Source organism: Stenotrophomonas sp. PS02298, assembly GCF_029959445.1.
Classification (GTDB): Bacteria; Pseudomonadota; Gammaproteobacteria; order Xanthomonadales; family Xanthomonadaceae; genus Stenotrophomonas.
This window is the reverse complement of record NZ_JASCOR010000103.1, coordinates 1-16079: the sequence shown is the minus strand read 5'-3', so window position 1 is coordinate 16079 and position 16079 is coordinate 1. Positions and strand designations below refer to the sequence as shown.

General features: G+C 64.7%; 14 protein-coding genes and 1 pseudogene. 10 read left to right on the top strand and 5 right to left on the bottom strand.

The features are described 5' to 3' along the window. Positions 1-128 precede the first annotated feature (128 nt). The 5 genes from yeiP to QMX78_RS14580 form a co-directional block, all read right to left on the bottom strand. On the bottom strand, positions 129-695 hold the full coding sequence (yeiP, locus tag QMX78_RS14600) for an elongation factor P-like protein YeiP (RefSeq protein WP_282270790.1): 567 nt from the start codon (positions 693-695) through the stop codon (positions 129-131). Positions 696-834: 139 nt separating this feature from the next. Beyond that, on the bottom strand, positions 835-1605 hold the full coding sequence (locus QMX78_RS14595) for an SDR family NAD(P)-dependent oxidoreductase (protein ID WP_282270787.1): 771 nt from the start codon (positions 1603-1605) through the stop codon (positions 835-837). Between the two features lie 264 nt (positions 1606-1869). Further along, positions 1870-4455, bottom strand: coding sequence for an EAL domain-containing protein (locus tag QMX78_RS14590; RefSeq protein ID WP_282270785.1), 2586 nt, complete (start codon positions 4453-4455; stop codon positions 1870-1872). Continuing rightward, positions 4452-5345 carry a hydroxymethylglutaryl-CoA lyase gene (locus tag QMX78_RS14585; RefSeq protein ID WP_282270784.1) on the bottom strand — a complete coding sequence of 298 codons (894 nt, stop codon included), beginning with the start codon at positions 5343-5345 and terminating at the stop codon, positions 4452-4454. The genes QMX78_RS14590 and QMX78_RS14585 overlap by 4 nt, the downstream gene beginning before the upstream one ends. A gap of 48 nt (positions 5346-5393) precedes the next feature. Continuing rightward, positions 5394-6182 (bottom strand): enoyl-CoA hydratase-related protein, encoded by a 789-nt coding sequence (locus tag QMX78_RS14580; protein WP_282270782.1) that lies wholly within the window; start codon positions 6180-6182, stop codon positions 5394-5396. 124 nt (positions 6183-6306) lie between these two features. Here QMX78_RS14580 and QMX78_RS14575 point away from each other — a divergent pair, with 124 nt between their 5' ends. The 10 genes and pseudogenes from QMX78_RS14575 to QMX78_RS21600 all read left to right on the top strand — a co-directional run. Further along, complete coding sequence (locus QMX78_RS14575; RefSeq protein ID WP_282270780.1) at positions 6307-6555, top strand: FeoA family protein; 249 nt, start codon at positions 6307-6309, stop codon at positions 6553-6555. Beyond that, a complete protein-coding gene (gene feoB / locus QMX78_RS14570) occupies positions 6552-8408 on the top strand; it encodes a ferrous iron transport protein B (RefSeq protein ID WP_282270778.1) in 1857 nt (618 codons plus the stop codon). Before QMX78_RS14575 ends, feoB begins: the two co-directional genes overlap by 4 nt. Further along, positions 8408-8662: a DUF6587 family protein gene (locus QMX78_RS14565; RefSeq protein ID WP_282270776.1), complete on the top strand. Its 255-nt coding sequence runs from the start codon at positions 8408-8410 to the stop codon at positions 8660-8662. The genes feoB and QMX78_RS14565 overlap by 1 nt, the downstream gene beginning before the upstream one ends. Positions 8663-8926: 264 nt before the next feature. Beyond that, positions 8927-9433 carry a hypothetical protein gene (locus tag QMX78_RS14560; protein ID WP_282270774.1) on the top strand — a complete coding sequence of 169 codons (507 nt, stop codon included), beginning with the start codon at positions 8927-8929 and terminating at the stop codon, positions 9431-9433. Positions 9434-9484: 51 nt separating this feature from the next. Then, positions 9485-10216, top strand: coding sequence for a 4-hydroxy-tetrahydrodipicolinate reductase (gene dapB, locus QMX78_RS14555; protein ID WP_282270772.1), 732 nt, complete (start codon positions 9485-9487; stop codon positions 10214-10216). 237 nt (positions 10217-10453) lie between these two features. After that, positions 10454-11584: a glutamine-hydrolyzing carbamoyl-phosphate synthase small subunit gene (gene carA, locus QMX78_RS14550; protein WP_282270770.1), complete on the top strand. Its 1131-nt coding sequence runs from the start codon at positions 10454-10456 to the stop codon at positions 11582-11584. Next, positions 11581-12141 (top strand): hypothetical protein, encoded by a 561-nt coding sequence (locus QMX78_RS14545; protein ID WP_282270768.1) that lies wholly within the window; start codon positions 11581-11583, stop codon positions 12139-12141. The genes carA and QMX78_RS14545 overlap by 4 nt, the downstream gene beginning before the upstream one ends. 54 nt (positions 12142-12195) lie before the next feature. Continuing rightward, the gene (carB, locus tag QMX78_RS14540; protein ID WP_282270767.1) at positions 12196-15438 is read left to right on the top strand and encodes a carbamoyl-phosphate synthase large subunit; all 3243 of its coding nucleotides are present in this window, start codon (positions 12196-12198) and stop codon (positions 15436-15438) included. Continuing rightward, positions 15435-15911, top strand: a complete 477-nt coding sequence (greA, locus tag QMX78_RS14535) for a transcription elongation factor GreA (RefSeq protein ID WP_282270766.1) — start codon at positions 15435-15437, stop codon at positions 15909-15911. Before carB ends, greA begins: the two co-directional genes overlap by 4 nt. A gap of 2 nt (positions 15912-15913) precedes the next feature. Beyond that, positions 15914-16079: pseudogene (locus tag QMX78_RS21600) on the top strand (phosphoglycerate mutase); the annotation flags it as partial.

Genomic DNA, 16079 nt, shown 5'->3' with positions numbered 1-16079 from the left:
GGCTATCTATGGCGACGCTGGCTTTCAGAGAATCTCTGGATCCGAAGCCCTACCAGCTTCGCGGCTTACGCCGCTCCTACAAAAAGCCGTGCACAGCCTCCCGCCGTTTGGCGGGAGGCTGTCGTCAATCAATCAGCGCGGCCGCCGAATTCACCGGTGGTGGTGTTCACCAGGATGCGTTCGCCGTTGACGATGTACTCCGGCACCATGATTTCCAGGCCGGTGCTGAGCTTGGCCGGCTTCGGCCGCTTGGTGGCGGTGCCGCCCTTCAGTTCCGGCGGGGTCTCGATCACTTCCAGGGTCACATGCTGCGGCATCTGCACGGCAACCGGCTGGTCGTCGATGACCTGCACGTAGATGCCGGTCAGGCCTTCGGTGATGTAGCCGGCGTCGTCGCCGATGACCTCGGCGTCCAGCGTGTACGGGGTGTAGTCCTCGTCATCCATGAACACGAAGGCGTCGCCGTCCATGTAGGAGAAGGTGGACTGGCGGCGCAGCAGCTCGACTTCCGGCAGGTTGTCATCGGCATCGAAGCTGGCATCGAGCTTGTTGCCGCCCGGCACGCTGTACATGATGAAGCGGAAGCGGACGTTGCCGCCACGGCCCTGCGGCGAGCTGCGCTCGATGTCGCGGATCTGGTAGACGCCGTTGTTGTACTCGACGACGTTGCCTTTCTTGATGTCGTTGGCTTTCATAAATGCAGGGAATGGAAATAGGGAATCGGGAATGGAAGGTCAACCGCCTTCCATCCAACGGACAGGCAATGAGGTTCAGGCAATGGTGAAGCGATAGGGGGGGCAATTCCCCACTCTCTGTTCCCCATTCCCGGCTCAATTACTTCGGTGCAAGACGTACCGCACCGTCGAGGCGAATAGTCTCACCGTTGAGGTAGGTATTGCCAATGATGTGGCCGACCAGGCTGGCAAAATCGGCCGGCTGGCCCAGCCGCGACGGGAACGGGATGGAGGCAGCCAGTGATTCCTGCACGTTCTGCGGCATGCCGTCGACCATCGGGGTCCAGAACACGCCCGGCGCGATGGTGAGTACGCGGATGCCGAAGCGCGACAGCTCGCGTGCCATCGGCAGGGTCATGCCGACCACGCCTCCCTTGGAGGCGGAATAGGCGGCCTGGCCGATCTGGCCCTCATAGGCAGCCACCGAGGCGGTATTGATGATCACGCCGCGCTCGCCGTCGGCGTTGGCCTCGTTGTGCTGCATCAGTTCGGCGGCGGCCTTGGCGACGTTGAAGCTGCCGACCAGGTTGACCATCACCGTGGTCTGGAAGTTGGCCAGCGGCATCGCCGCTTCGCGGCCGAGCACGCGGCCGGCACCGAGGATGCCGGCGCAGTTCATCACCACGTTCAAGCCGCCCAGGAACTCTCGTGCGGCAGCCAGATTGGCGGCGACACCGGTTTCGTCAGTGACATTGGTGGTGAAGTAGCGGGCATTGTCGGCGCCCAGTTCGGCGACCGCAGCGGCGCCCTTTTCATCATTGAGGTCGAACAGGGCGACCTTGCCGCCATTGGCAACCAGGAACTGGGCGACGCCGAGGCCGAGGCCAGAGACGCCGCCGGTGATGACGGCACGAACGGAAGACAGCTGCATCGGAACAATCCTGCTGAGTGATCCGCCGATTCTAGCTGATGCCGATCCGCGGCCAGCGGCTGCGGGCAGACCTGTGGCACAGGACTTGATGCAGCGAGGCCATAGACCGTTACATCCTGTTCTCGTCGCCAAGGTAGCTCGGGTAAGCGCAGCGCACCCGGGGAGCGGGATATTGGAGGGCCTGAATTTTCCTGCCGAGAGCCCCGGGTGCGCTGCGCTTACCCGGGCTACGGGGCGATTCCGATCCGTGCCAGGTTGGGGTGATCAGACCTGTGGTACCGGGCCGGCGATGTCGGCCCGGGTCAGTTGCCGGCTGAAGTCAGGCGGCGACAGGCCAGGTGCAAACAGGAAGCCCTGGCCAACCGGCACGCCGAGCCCAAGCAGGAACTGGCGCTGCGCCTCGGACTCGATGCCTTCGGCGACCAGACCCAGGCCGAGGCTGCGGGCGATGCCACAGACTGCTTCGCAGACGGCGACGTCGGAAGGGTTGCCAGGTACGCCGCTGATGAACAGCTGGCTGAGCTTGAGGCCGTGGATCGGCAGGGTGCGCAGGTAGTTGAGCGCGCTATAACCCTCACCGAAGTCGTCGATGGTCAGTACCACGCCCATGGCGCGCAGCTCGGCAAAGGTGCGCAGGGTCGCCGGGGCGTCCTCGATCAATACCCGCTCGGTGAACTCGAGTTCCAACGCGCTGCCGGGCAGGCCGTAATGGTCCAGCACCTCGCGCACCTGGCGCGCCAGGCGGTCGCCACTGAACTGGCGGTAGGAGACGTTGATCGCCACCCGCATCATGCCCAGCCCTTCGCGCTGCCACTCGCGGATCTGCCGGCAGGCCTGGTGCAGCACCCATTCGCCGATGCGCACGATGTCGCCGGTGTTCTCGGCATGGCTGATGAAGATGTCCGGGCGCAGCTCGCCGAGCTGGCGGCTGCGCCAACGGATAAGGGCTTCGCAGGCGATAGTCTGGCCGCTGCGCAGGTCAACCTGCGGCTGGTAGACCAGCCGGAACTCGTCGCGGTCCAGGGCCTTGCGCAGGCGCCGCTCGATCTGCAGGCGGTCACGCTGGCGCCGGGCCAGTTCCGGCGAGAACAGCTGCCAGCCATTGCGGTCGCGGCGCTTGCACTCGTACATGGCCAGATCGGCGTTCTGGATCAGTTGCTGCGGGCGCACGCCGTCCTTGGGCGCGCGGGCAATACCAATGCTGGTAGTGACTGGAAATTCGTCCTTGCCGAACTGGAACGGCGGGACGAAGGCGCGGGTGATGGCCTCGGCCAGCTTTTCCGGTCGGCCTGGCAGCTCGCGGGCGTCGCAGGTCACCACGAACTCATCGCCGCCGAAGCGGGCAAGCAGGCCCTCGGTGCCGATCGCATCGGAAATGCGGCGGGTGGCTTCGATCAGCAGCAGGTCGCCGGCGTTGTGGCCGAGCACATCGTTGACGGTCTTGAACCGGTCCAGGTCGATGTAGAGCACTGCGACCTCGGCGTGGGAGGGGTTGCTCAGCCGGGCTTCCAGATCGGTAAGTGCGGCATCACGATTCATGATGCCGGTCAGCGGGTCGGTGCGCGCCTGGTTCTTGAGGGTCTGCTCGGCATGCTTGGGCTCGGTGATGTCCTGCAGGGTGCCGGCGATGCGGGTCGAGGCTAGGTCGCCGAGCTCCACCTCACCGATCATCCTGATCCAGAAGCTGTGGCCGCTGGCGCGTTGGCCCTGCAGTTCCAGTTCGAAGCCGGTGCGCTGCTCGACCACGCGTTCCATCGCATCGCGCAGCTGCTGGCGTGACAGGCTGTTCAGGCAGGCCAGTAGCTGCTCCAGATCGGTGGGAGCCGATTGCTGGCCAAGAATGCGCTGTGCCTCGCCGGTGAGGTAAAGCCGCTGCTGGCCGCGGTCCCACTCCCAGCCGCCGATATGCGCCAGTGATTGGGCACGGTCGAACAGGGCGTGGTCGCGCTTGAGTTCGGTGATGTCACTGAACAGGGAAAACACATGGTCGGGCAGGTCACAACCGGCCGAGAACACCGGCACCGTGGTGATCGAGATCCAGATCATCCGTCCGTTGGGGCGGTGGTACAGGCCGATGATGGTGCTGGGGATGGTCCTGCCTTCGGCAAACGAGCGGGTTACCGGCCAGTGCTCGGGCCGCAGCCGACGGCCGTGCTCATCGACGCTGATCCACTCGTCGCTGTGCAGCGGCACCTTGGCCGGGGCAATGCTGCCGAGGTTGAAGATGCGGTGTGCCGCAGGATTGGCGGAAATGATGCCCAGGTGGCGGTCAAACAGCATCACCCCCTTGTCGATGGACTCCAGCAGCAGACGGTAACGGGTTTCGGCCTGCCAGCGCCGGCTCAGGTCGCGGGCGACGGCGACGATGCAATGTGCATCGTCGTGTTCGATGGTGGCCGAATGCACCTCCACCGGGAAGCGACTGCCGTCACCGCGCATGTTGGTGACTTCCACTACATAGGTTTCGCCACGATTGAGGGTTTCCCAGACCGGCTCAAGGTGGTCGGCCGGCAGGTCGGGATTGAGCAGCTCGATGGGCTGGCCGACGATCTCCTCGCGGGTACGGCCATAGGCGCGGACCCCGGCGCTGTTGACGTCCAGCACCACGCCGGTAGCGCTGAGGATGCTGACCGGGTCGGGCACTGCGTTGAACAGGGCGGCGTAGCGGCGTTGTGCCAGTCTTCGCTCGGCCATGGCCTCGGTCAAGGCTGAGCGGGCAGCAAGCAAGGCCTGTTGCAGGCTGATTGGCAGCGGTTGCTGAAGTGCATTGTCCAGTCCAGCCAGCGCGTCGACATGCGCGGCGCGGTGATCGCCGTCGTCAGATATCCCAAGCTGGCTGGTTCCGGTCATGACACTGTCAATGCCCTTCCTGTCTTGCTGCCTGTCTGCCGGCCCAGTCGTTCTGCGAGCCAGTTCCCCGTAGCGGCCAGCGCCGGCAGATCCACGCCGGTACGCATCCCCATGCCGTGCAGCATGTAAATAACATCTTCGCTGGCGACATTACCACTAGCACCGCGCGCATAGGGGCAGCCACCGGTGCCGGCCACGGCTGAATCGACTACCCGCACGCCTTCCTCCAGGCAGCTGGCGATATTGGCCAGGGCCTGCCCATAGGTGTCGTGGAAATGCACGGCCAGGTCGGCGACCGGCAGTTCCGCGGCCACCGCCCGCAACATGGCACGGGCCTTGAGCGGGGTGCCGACGCCGATGGTGTCGCCCAGTGATATTTCATAACAGCCCATGGCGTGCAGGCGAACAGCCACACGGACCACGTCGGCCAACGGCACTTCACCCTGGTAAGGGCAGCCCAATACCGTGGAGACATAGCCACGCACCCGCACCCCGTCAGCCTTGGCGCGGGCCAGGATGGGTTCGAAGCGCTGCAGCGACTCATCGATGCCGGCATTGGTATTGGTGCGGTTGAACTGTTCCGAGGCGGCAGTAAACACGGCAACCTCGGTGACACCTACCGCCAGGGCACGCTCGTATCCCTGTTCGTTGGGCACCAGTACCGGGTAGCTGACGCCCGGCTTGCGCTGGATGCCGGCAAACACCTCGGCGGCGTCGGCCAGCTGCGGCACCCATTTCGGGCTGACAAAGCTGGTGGCCTCGATGCTGCGCAGGCCGGTAGCCGAGAGCCGGTCGATCAATTCGATCTTGTCGGCAGTGGCGACCTGCTGCTTCTCATTCTGCAGGCCGTCACGCGGGCCTACTTCGACGATACGGACGAAATCATTCATGGAGCGGTCTTTGGCTGAAGGAGGGCGCAGGTTGGGCAGGAGCGCAGATTACTGCGCGGTCCAACGGGGAGGGCGCTTCTCAAGGAAGGCGGTCAGCCCTTCGCGACCTTCATCGGAGGCGCGCAGGGCGGCGATCAGGCCGGCATTGGCACGGTCCAGCCCATCGCGGTCGCCCAGCGCAGCATGGACCTCGCGGACCAGTACCTTGGCGGATGCGGCGGCAACCGGGCCGGCCTTGCCCAGCAGGGTGAGCTGGGTCTGCACGGCGGCGTCCAATGCATCGGCGGCTACCACCTGATGGACCAGGCCGATCTGCTGCGCGGTAGTTGCGTCGAAATGCTCGCCGGTGGCGAACCAGCGCCGTGCCTGGCGTGGACCGATCGCGGCGATCACATAGGGCGAGATCACCGCGGGTAGCAGGCCGAGCCGGCTTTCGGTCAGACCAAAGCGCGCGCCCTCGGCGGCGATGGCGATATCGCAGCAGGCGACCAGGCCAACGCCGCCACCAAAGGCTGCGCCCTGCACGCGGGCAATGGTCGGCTTGGGCAGCTCGTCCAGGGTGCGCATCAGCCGTGCCAGCGCCAGCGAGTCGATGCGGTTCTCTTCCTGGCTGGCGCTGGCCATGGAACGCATCCACTGCAGGTCGGCACCGGCCGAGAAGGAGGGGCCGGTACTTGCCAGTACCACGGCACGCACGGCCGGGTCGGCGCCCAGGCTGGACAGGGTCTCGGTCAGGGATTGGATCAGCGCCGCGTCGAAGGCGTTGTGCAGGTCCGGCCGGTTCATGGAAAGGGTCGCTACCGCGCCCTGCTGCTGCACGAGCAGTGCATCGCTCATTGGTAATGCCTGTTTGAACGGAAATCCCGCGAATCATAGCGGTGCAGGGGTGGGACGCCATGACGCAGCGCGGCGATGCTAGAATTGATAACCATTCTTATCACCACTCCATAGGCGCTATTCAGTGACGTTGTCAGATTTGCCGCTGCATGCTTCAGCGCGCGTAGAGAGCGTTCAGGACCTGCATGCAAACGATGCGATCGCGCGCCGTCTGCGCGAGCTGGGTTTTGTGAACGGAGAGGAAGTCCGCTTGGTTGCGCGTGGTCCGGTCGGCGGTGAGCCGTTGCTGTTCCAGGTGGGTTTTACCCGTTTTGCGTTGCGCCGTAGCGAGGCCGCGCGCGTCCAGATCAGCGCCGAAGGAGCACAGGCATGAGTACCGCTATTGCCCGGTTGGCGTTGGTTGGCAACCCGAACAGCGGCAAGACCGCACTGTTCAACCAGCTGACCGGCAGCCGCCAGAAGGTGGCCAATTACACCGGTGTCACCGTCGAGCGCAAGGAAGGCCGCATGCGCGGGCCGTCCGGGCAGGAGTACGCGGTGCTGGATCTGCCTGGCGCCTACAGCCTGCATCCGGCCAGTCTGGACGAGGCCATCACCCGTGACCTGTGCCGGGGTTTCTACCCGGGCGAGGCTGCTCCGGATGCGCTTATCTGCGTGATTGACGCGACCAACCTTCGCCTGCACCTGCGCTTTGCGCTGGAAGTGCGTGAGCTCGGCAAGCCGATGGTGGTGGCCCTGAACATGGTCGATGCGGCCCGCAAGCGTGGCATCGAGATCGACGTTCCGGCGCTGGAAAAGGCGCTGGGCGTGCCGGTGGTGGAAACCGTCGCGGTGCGTCACAACGGTGCGCGCGCGCTGGTCGAGCGCATCGATACGCTGATGCCAAAGCTCGACGCCATGCCGGTGCATGCGGTCGAGCCCGGTGCCGATTACCACGCGCAGGTGCGTGACATCCTGGCTTCCGCCGTGCGCATGCCTGCGCCCACCGCAAAGGTGGATGACGCGCTGGACCGTTGGTTGCTGCACCCGGTTTTCGGTCTGCTGACCCTGGCCGTGGTGATGTTCCTGATCTTCCAGGCGGTGTATGCCTGGGCCACGCCATTGATGGATGGCATCGAGGCAGCCTTTGGCTGGCTGGGGCCGGTGGTGGCCGAGAAGCTGCCGGAAGGGCCGCTCAGCAGCCTGCTGGTGGACGGCATCATTGCCGGTGTCGGCGGCGTGCTGGTATTCCTGCCGCAGATCCTGATCCTGTTCGCCTTCATCCTGGCATTGGAAGAGTCAGGGTATCTGCCGCGCGCTGCCTTCCTGCTGGATCGGATGATGGCCTCGGCCGGTTTGTCCGGGCGCTCGTTCATCCCGCTGCTGTCGAGTTTCGCTTGCGCGGTGCCGGGCATCATGTCGACCCGCTCGATCCAGGATCCGCGTGATCGCCTGGCGACCATCCTGGTGGCGCCGCTGATGACCTGCTCGGCGCGCCTGCCGGTGTACGCCTTGCTGATTGGTGCCTTCATCCCGGCCAAGACTGTGTGGGGCGTGTTCAACCAGCAGGGGCTGGTGCTGTTTGCCCTGTATGTGGCCGGCATCCTCAGTGCGTTGGTGATGTCGTGGACGATGAAGAAATTCCGTCGTGACAAGAGCGAGCATCCCTTGATGCTGGAGCTGCCGTCCTACCGTCTGCCCAATCCGCGCGACCTGCTGGTGGGTCTGTACGAGCGCGCGATGATCTTCCTCAAGCGCGTGGGCGGCATCATCCTGTCGCTGACCATCCTGCTGTGGTTCCTGCTGTCGTACCCGGGTGCACCCGAGAACGCGACCATGCCGGCCATCGATTACAGCTTCGCCGGCCAGATCGGCCACGCGATGGCGGTGATCTTCGCCCCGCTCGGTTTCAACTGGCAGATCTGTATTGCCTTGATCCCGGGCATGGGCGCGCGCGAGGTGGCGGTGTCTTCGCTGGCCACGATCTATGCTTTGTCGGCGGCCGATGACGACGCTGCCATCCAGGCGCTGACCCCGGTGATCAGCGATGGCTGGACCTTGGCGACCGGCTTGTCGCTGATGGTCTGGTTCATCTACGCGCCGATGTGCATTTCCACGTTGGCCACGATCAAGCGTGAGACCAATTCGTGGAAGCAGATGGCCTTCGCCACGGTCTACCTGTTCGGCGCAGCCTATCTGGCGGCGTTCGTCACCTACCAGGTGGCGGTGGCACTGGGAGCCGGCTGATGGACAATGGCCTGCTGCTGCAATACCTGATCATCGCCGTGGCGGTGCTGGTCAGTGCCTGGGTGGTGCTGAAAAAGCAGTTTCCCGGTGTATTGCGCAAGCTGCGTGGCGTGTTGGCGCTGTGGCTGGTGAAGCCGCAGCGCTCGCCGCGGCTGCAGGCCTGGGGGCGACGACTGGCGCCACCGGCCGCCAGCGCTGCGGGGGCATGCGGCGGCTGCAACAGCTGCGGGCCAAGCGAGCCCAAGCAGCATTGAGCAATACGACAACGCCGGGGAAACCCGGCGTTGTTGCCTTTGCAGGCAGGAGCAATTGGATGGCACGCGCTGTAGCGGTGTCCAGGCTTGGCAGAGGGGGGGGCCGGGTGCGCTGCGCTTACCCGGGCTACGGTCCTGGCTGCGCATCGCTGGGTCGTTCGGCCGGACCGCGGGGCTGGCAGTGATGCAGGCAAGGCTTGGATGTTCGTTGAAGCATCGTGGCTGTACACTGCGTCGATTGCACGGAGCAACCAGGGGAAAGACATGAAGTCATTGATTGGCGTTGTGATGTTGGTCGTGGTGTTGGCTGCAGGTGGGTCGTTCTATCTGCGTGGTGGCAACAAGATCACCGAGTCCCAGGTGCGCGCGCTGTACCTGCGCGCCGACCAGGCGCTTGCGGCAGGCGACGACAAGCCGCTGTGCGAGATGTTGTCGAAAGACTATGTGCAGACCACGGTAACCAAGACCGAAACCCAGCAGGCCGAGCAGCGCTATGACAGGGAGCAGTACTGCGCGTCCTTGGCTCAGAGCATGAGCCAGCTGCGTCAGTTCCGGGAAACCTTCGGTGGTCGCATGCCGCTGCGCTACGAGCAGAAGGTGAACAGCATCAGCATTGCGAGCGATGGTCGTTCGGCCGAGGTTGAGGTGTCGGCCATTGTCGAAATGGCGGGCGTGCGCATGGTCAGCCGCGGTCGCGACACCGTGGAACGCAGCCGTTGGCGGACGTATATGACCGGCAGTCGTGCGATCACCCATGTCGGCAGGATGTAATCGCGCGCTGTGCGCTTGTGCGCTGGGCCGTTGAAGCGTTAGCGTGCGGGCATGAATACGACTCCAACCCGTTTGCTGATCCATGGCGCCTCCGGCCGCATGGGCCAAGCCCTGCTGCGCCTTGCGGCAGAAGATTCCTCGTTGCAGGTGGTCGCCGCGGTGGTGCGCAAACCGCCAATCCAACGCGTGATCGACGGCATTCCGCATTTCGCCGCCAGCGAGCTGTCTGGTACGCCTGCATTTGATGTGGCGATCGATTTCAGCCTGCCGGAGGGCTTTGATCCGGTGCTGGCGCTGTGCGTGGAGCGCGGTGTGGGACTGGTATCGGGTACAACCGGCATCAGCGAGGCGCAACAGGTTGCCCTGACCGCTGCGGCGTCCAGGATTCCTCTGGTGTGGGCGACCAACTTCAGCCTTGGCGTGGCAGTGCTGGCCGAGCTGGTGGAGCGGGCCGCGGCGGCATTGCCGGGCTGGGACTGCGACATCGTCGAATCCCATCACGTGCACAAGAAGGACGCCCCCTCCGGTACCGCGTTGACACTGGGGGAATCGGCCCAGCACGGCGGCGCGGAACCGCGTTACGCCAGCCTGCGTGCCGGCGACATCATCGGCGAGCACTTCGTGCAGTTCACCGGCTTGGGCGAGCGGGTGGAGCTGGTGCACCGGGCCACCAACCGCGACATTTTCGCGCGCGGGGCGCTGCATGCGGCCAAGCAGCTGCGCCAGCGCAGTCCGGCGCAGTACCGGGTGCGGGATCTGGTCGGGACGTCCGAGTTGGCCTGAAATAGCTGAATGCGCGGCACTTTCCTTCCGGAACATGGCTTTTGTCACCACTGAACAGCTGAAGAGAGGCAAACGGGGCGCTGGCGTTGGTGCCCCCTTGCCTTTACAATTCCGGCTCGCCGAAACACGTTAGCCGGACCGGTTCCCAGACCGCCGTCCGCGCTTTTTTGCAACCGGTTTTTGACCGTGAACGCAGGCGTGGCTTCGGAGTCCCCCGGTAGCCAAAGTGAGATTCCCGTGACCCAAGCCGCAATTCTCGTGCTCGAAGACGGCACCGTATTCGAGGGCGAATCCGTAGGCGCGCCCGGCCTATCCGTGGGTGAGGTGGTGTTCAACACCGCCGTGACCGGTTACCAGGAAATGCTGACCGATCCGTCCTACGCCCGGCAGATGATCACCCTGACGTATCCGCATATCGGCAACACCGGTATGAACGACCAGGACGACGAAGCCTCCAAGGTATGGGCATCGGGCCTGATCGTTCGCGATGTGCCGCGTCGCCCAAGCAACTGGCGCAACCAGGTGTCGCTGCAGGATTGGTTGATCCAGCGCGGCGTGGTGGCCATCTCCGGCATCGATACCCGCAAGCTGACCCGCATCCTGCGTGAGCGCGGCGCCCAGAACGCTGCGCTGATGGCTGGCCCCGACATCGATGTCGAGAAGGCGCTGGAAGCCGCCCGCAAGTTCCCCGGCCTGAAGGGCATGGATCTGGCCAAGGTGGTCAGCACCGACAAGTCCTACGGTTGGACCGAAGGCCAGCTGGACCTGGACCGCAACGAATTCGTGCGCGCCGAACCGAAGTTCAAGGTTGTGGCCTATGACTTCGGCGTCAAGACCAACATTCTGCGCATGCTGGCCGAACGCGGTTGCGAGCTGACCGTGGTGCCTGCCCAGACGCCGGCTGCCGAAGTGCTGGCGCTGAAGCCGGATGGCGTGTTCCTGTCCAACGGCCCGGGCGACCCGGAACCCTGCGATTACGCCATCAGCGCGATCAAGACCTTCGTCGAGCAGAAGATTCCGACCTTCGGTATCTGCCTCGGCCACCAGCTGCTGGGCCTGGCCGCAGGCGCCAAGACCATGAAGATGGGCCACGGCCACCACGGTGCCAACCACCCGGTGCAGGACATCGACGACGGCCGGGTGATGATCACCTCGCAGAATCACGGCTTCGCCATCGACGAAAGCGTGCTGCCTGCCAATGTGCGGGTCACCCACCGCTCGCTGTTCGACCAGACCATCCAGGGCATCGCGTTGACTGATGCGCCGGCGTTCTCCTTCCAGGGCCATCCGGAAGCTTCGCCGGGTCCGCGTGACGTGGCACCGTTGTTCGACCGCTTCATCACCCTGATGGAAGGGGCCAAGGCGTGAGCAAGGCGCGCTGGCTGATGTTGCCGGCGCTGCTGGCCACCTCGGTGGCCAGCGCGGCGCCAGTGACCGCACAGGAGATCCGCGATCTGCTGCCGCTGACCGGCTTCGAGCGCATGGGCAATGACGCGGCCACGTCCATGTTGGCCAATGTCACGCTCTTCCAGCAGATTCCGGCAGCACAACGCGCGTGCCTGGCCCCGCCGATCGGCGAGGTGCTGAATGAAGCACTGGTGGATCGCCTGGTCGCCAATCTTGGCAACGACGGCCAGCAGCACCTCAAGCGCTGGCAGGCGTTCTATTCGAGCCAGGGCGGCAAGCGCATGGTCGCGACCCAGCGCCAGATGATGTACGGCACCGCCTTGCCCGCCGAGTTCGAGGGCGAGCCCAGCGAGCTGGAGCGCAAGCAGGTAGGCGAGTTCATGGCCAGCGGCTCCTATGAAGCCTTGGGCGCCGTGCTTGCGGAGCTGGGTGCCATGCCCGATGGCCTGCCGCTGCGCCTGAGCGAGCGCATCCAGAGCCAATGCGGTGTCACGATTGATCCAGAAGAGTTTTCCTGATCGACAGCGTGCGATCACTTCCCCCAGACACGCTGTACTGACTTAGAGAAGAAAATGCCAAAGCGCACCGACCTAAAAACCATCCTGATCATCGGCGCTGGCCCGATCGTCATCGGCCAAGCCTGTGAGTTCGACTACTCCGGCGCGCAGGCGTGCAAGGCGCTGCGTGACGAGGGTTACCGCGTGGTGTTGGTGAACTCCAACCCGGCCACGATCATGACCGACCCGGAGATGGCCGATGCCGTCTACATCGAGCCGATCAACTGGCAGACGGTCGAGAAGATCATCGACAAGGAGCGCCCCGACGCGCTGCTGCCGACCATGGGCGGCCAGACCGCGCTGAACTGCGCGCTGGACCTGGCTGACCACGGTGTGCTGGAGAAGTACAACGTCGAGCTGATCGGTGCCAAGCGCGAAGCCATCCGCATGGCCGAAGACCGCGAGCTGTTCCGCGTGGCGATGGGCGAGATCGGCCTGGAATGCCCGACCGCCGCCGTTGCCCACACGCTGGAAGAGGCGCTGGAAATCCAGACCCGCGTTGGCTACCCGACCATCATCCGTCCGTCCTTCACCCTCGGCGGCAGCGGCGGCGGCATCGCCTACAACCGCGAAGAGCTGATCGAGATCGTTGGCCGCGGCCTGGAACTGTCGCCGACCACCGAAGTGCTGGTTGAAGAATCGGTGCTGGGCTGGAAGGAATTCGAGATGGAAGTGGTCCGCGACACCGCGGACAATTGCATCATCGTCTGCTCGATCGAGAACCTGGACCCGATGGGCGTGCACACCGGTGACTCGATCACCGTGGCACCGGCACAGACCCTGACCGACAAGGAATACCAGCGCCTGCGCGATGCCTCCATCGCCGTGCTGCGCAAGATCGGCGTGGATACCGGCGGTTCGAACGTGCAGTTCGGCATCAGCCCGACCACCGGCCGCGTGGTGGTGATCGAGATGAACCCGCGCGTGTCGCGTTCCTCGGCACTGGCTTCCAAGGCCACCGGCTTCCCGATCGCCAAGGTCGCCGCCAAGCTGGCGGTCGGTTACACGCTGGACGAATTGAAGAACGAAATCACCGGCGGCCTGACCCCGGCCTCGTTCGAGCCGTCGATCGACTACGTCGTCACCAAGATTCCGCGCTTCGCCTTCGAGAAGTTCCCGGCCGCCGACGCGCGCCTGACCACCCAGATGAAGTCGGTGGGTGAGGTGATGGCGATGGGCCGCACCTTCAAGGAGTCGCTGCAGAAGGCGCTGCGTGGCCTGGAAACCGGCAAGGTCGGCCTCGACCCGACCGAGCTGGACCTGGGCAACGAAGACGACGTCGCCACCATGAAGCGCGAGCTCAAGGCTCCGGGCCCGGAGCGTCTGTTCTACGTGGGTGACGCCTTCCGTACCGGCATGAGCGTGGACGAAATCTACGGCCTGTCGCACATCGACCCGTGGTTCCTCGACCAGATCGAAGAGATCATCGCTGACGAAAAGCAGGTCCATGCCGAAGGCATCGATTCGCTGAACGCAGCGCGCCTGCGCAAGCTCAAGCGCGCTGGTTTCTCTGATGCGCGCCTGGCGCAGCTCACCGGCACCAACGAAGCGGCCATCCGTGCACTGCGTCGCGCCCACAAGGTGCGTCCGGTCTACAAGCGCGTTGACTCCTGCGCCGGCGAGTTCGCCACCGGCACCGCCTACCTGTACTCGACCTACGAGGACGAGTGCGAGGCCGCACCGAGCAACCGCGACAAGATCATGATCCTGGGCGGTGGCCCGAACCGCATCGGCCAGGGCATCGAGTTCGACTATTGCTGCGTGCACGCTGCGCTCGCCCTGCGCGAGGATGGTTTCGAAACCATCATGGTCAACTGCAACCCGGAAACCGTTTCGACCGACTACGACACCTCCGACCGCCTGTACTTCGAGCCGCTGACGCTGGAAGACGTGCTGGAGATCGTCGAGCTGGAGCAGCCCAAGGGCGTGATCGTGCAGTACGGCGGCCAGACCCCGCTGAAGCTTGCACGTGCGCTGGAAGCCAATGGCGTGCCGGTGATCGGCACCTCGCCGGACTCCATCGATCTGGCCGAAGACCGTGAGCGCTTCCAGCAGCTGGTCGAGAAGCTCGGCCTGAAGCAGCCGCCGAACCGCATCGCCCGCAACGACCAGGAAGCCTTGCTGCTGGCCCGCGAAATCGGCTACCCGCTGGTGGTGCGCCCGAGCTACGTGCTTGGCGGCCGTGCAATGGAAATCGTCTACAGCGAAGCCGACCTGGCCCGCTACGTGCGCGACGCGGTCAAGGTGTCGAATGATTCGCCGGTGCTGCTGGATCACTTCCTCGATGCGGCGGTCGAAGCCGACGTCGACATCATCTGCGACAAGGACGGCAAGGTCCTGATCGGCGGCGTGATGGAGCACATCGAAGAAGCCGGCGTGCACTCCGGTGACTCGTCCTGCTCACTGCCGCCGTACTCGCTGTCGGCTGAAACCCAGGCCGAACTGCGCCGCCAGGTCACCGAGCTGGCCAAGGCACTGCAGGTCGTCGGCCTGATGAACACCCAGTTCGCGATCCAGGCCGATGCCGATGGCAACGACGTGATCTACCTGCTGGAAGTCAACCCGCGTGCTTCGCGCACCGTGCCGTTCGTGTCCAAGGCGACCGGCATGGCGCTGGCCAAGATCGCCGCCCGCTGCATGGCCGGCAAGACGCTTGCCGAGCAGGGCGCGACCAAGGAAATCGTGCCGGATTACTACTCGGTGAAGGAAGCGATCTTCCCGTTTGCCAAGTTCCAGGGCGTCGATCCGATCCTCGGGCCGGAGATGCGCTCCACCGGTGAGGTGATGGGTGTAGGCCGTACCTTCAGCGCAGCGTTCGCACGTGCGCAGGAAGCCGGCAGCATCAAGACCCCGCCGGTCGGCAAGGTCTTCATCTCGGTGCGCGACGCTGACAAGCAGCGCGTGATGCCGGCGGTGCAGGGGCTGGTCGAACGCGGCTACTCGCTGGTGGCCACCCGTGGCACCGCCGCCTGGTTGCAGCAGCACGGCTATACCTGTGACGTCGTCAACAAGGTGGTTGAAGGCCGTCCGCACATCGTGGACAGCATCAAGAACGGCGAGATCGTCTACATCGTCAACACGACCGAAGGCCGTGCTGCGATCAATGACTCGTTCTCGATCCGCCGCGAGGCACTGCAGAACCGCATCACGTACTCCACCACCGTTGCTGGCGCCAAGGCGCTGGTGCAGTCGCTGGAGTTCCGTGGCACCGGTCCGGTGTTGTCGCTGCAGGAACTGCACAAGGAGTTGAATGCATGAGAGCCCCCATCACGATGAAGGGCGCCAAGCGCCTGCGTGACGAGCTGGATCACCTGAAGTCGGAGAAGCGCCCCAAGGTCATCGCCGCCATCGCCGAAGCACGCGAGCACGGTGACCTGAAGGAAAACGCCGAGTACCACGCCGCACGCGAAGAGCAGGGCTTCATCGAAGGCCGCATCAAGCAGCTGGAAGGTGAACTGTCACATTCGGAAATCATCGACATCAGCAAGCTCAACGCTGGCAGCAAGGTGGTGTTCGGTGCAACGGTGACCCTGGCTGACGTCGAGAGCGACGAAGAAAAGCGTTACCAGATCGTTGGTGACCTGGAAGCGGACATCAAGCTGGGCTTGATCGCCATTTCCTCGCCGGTGGCGCGTGCCCTGATTGGCAAGCACGAAGGCGACGCCATCGCCATCGACGCGCCGGCTGGCCAGCGCGAGTACGAAATCGTCAGCGTCGAGTACCTCGACTGACGATGGCCAAAGCCACGCTGCTGCTGCCCGCGCGCAGCCGTTTTCCGGCAGGCGAACTGCCGGCGCAGGTGGCCATGGCCCTGGGCCGTGCCGAGCGCTCGCTCGGTACGGCTGGTGAATCGGCGCCGCGGCGCCGTCACTTCAGCGTGCAGCCGGCCGCCTGGTCGG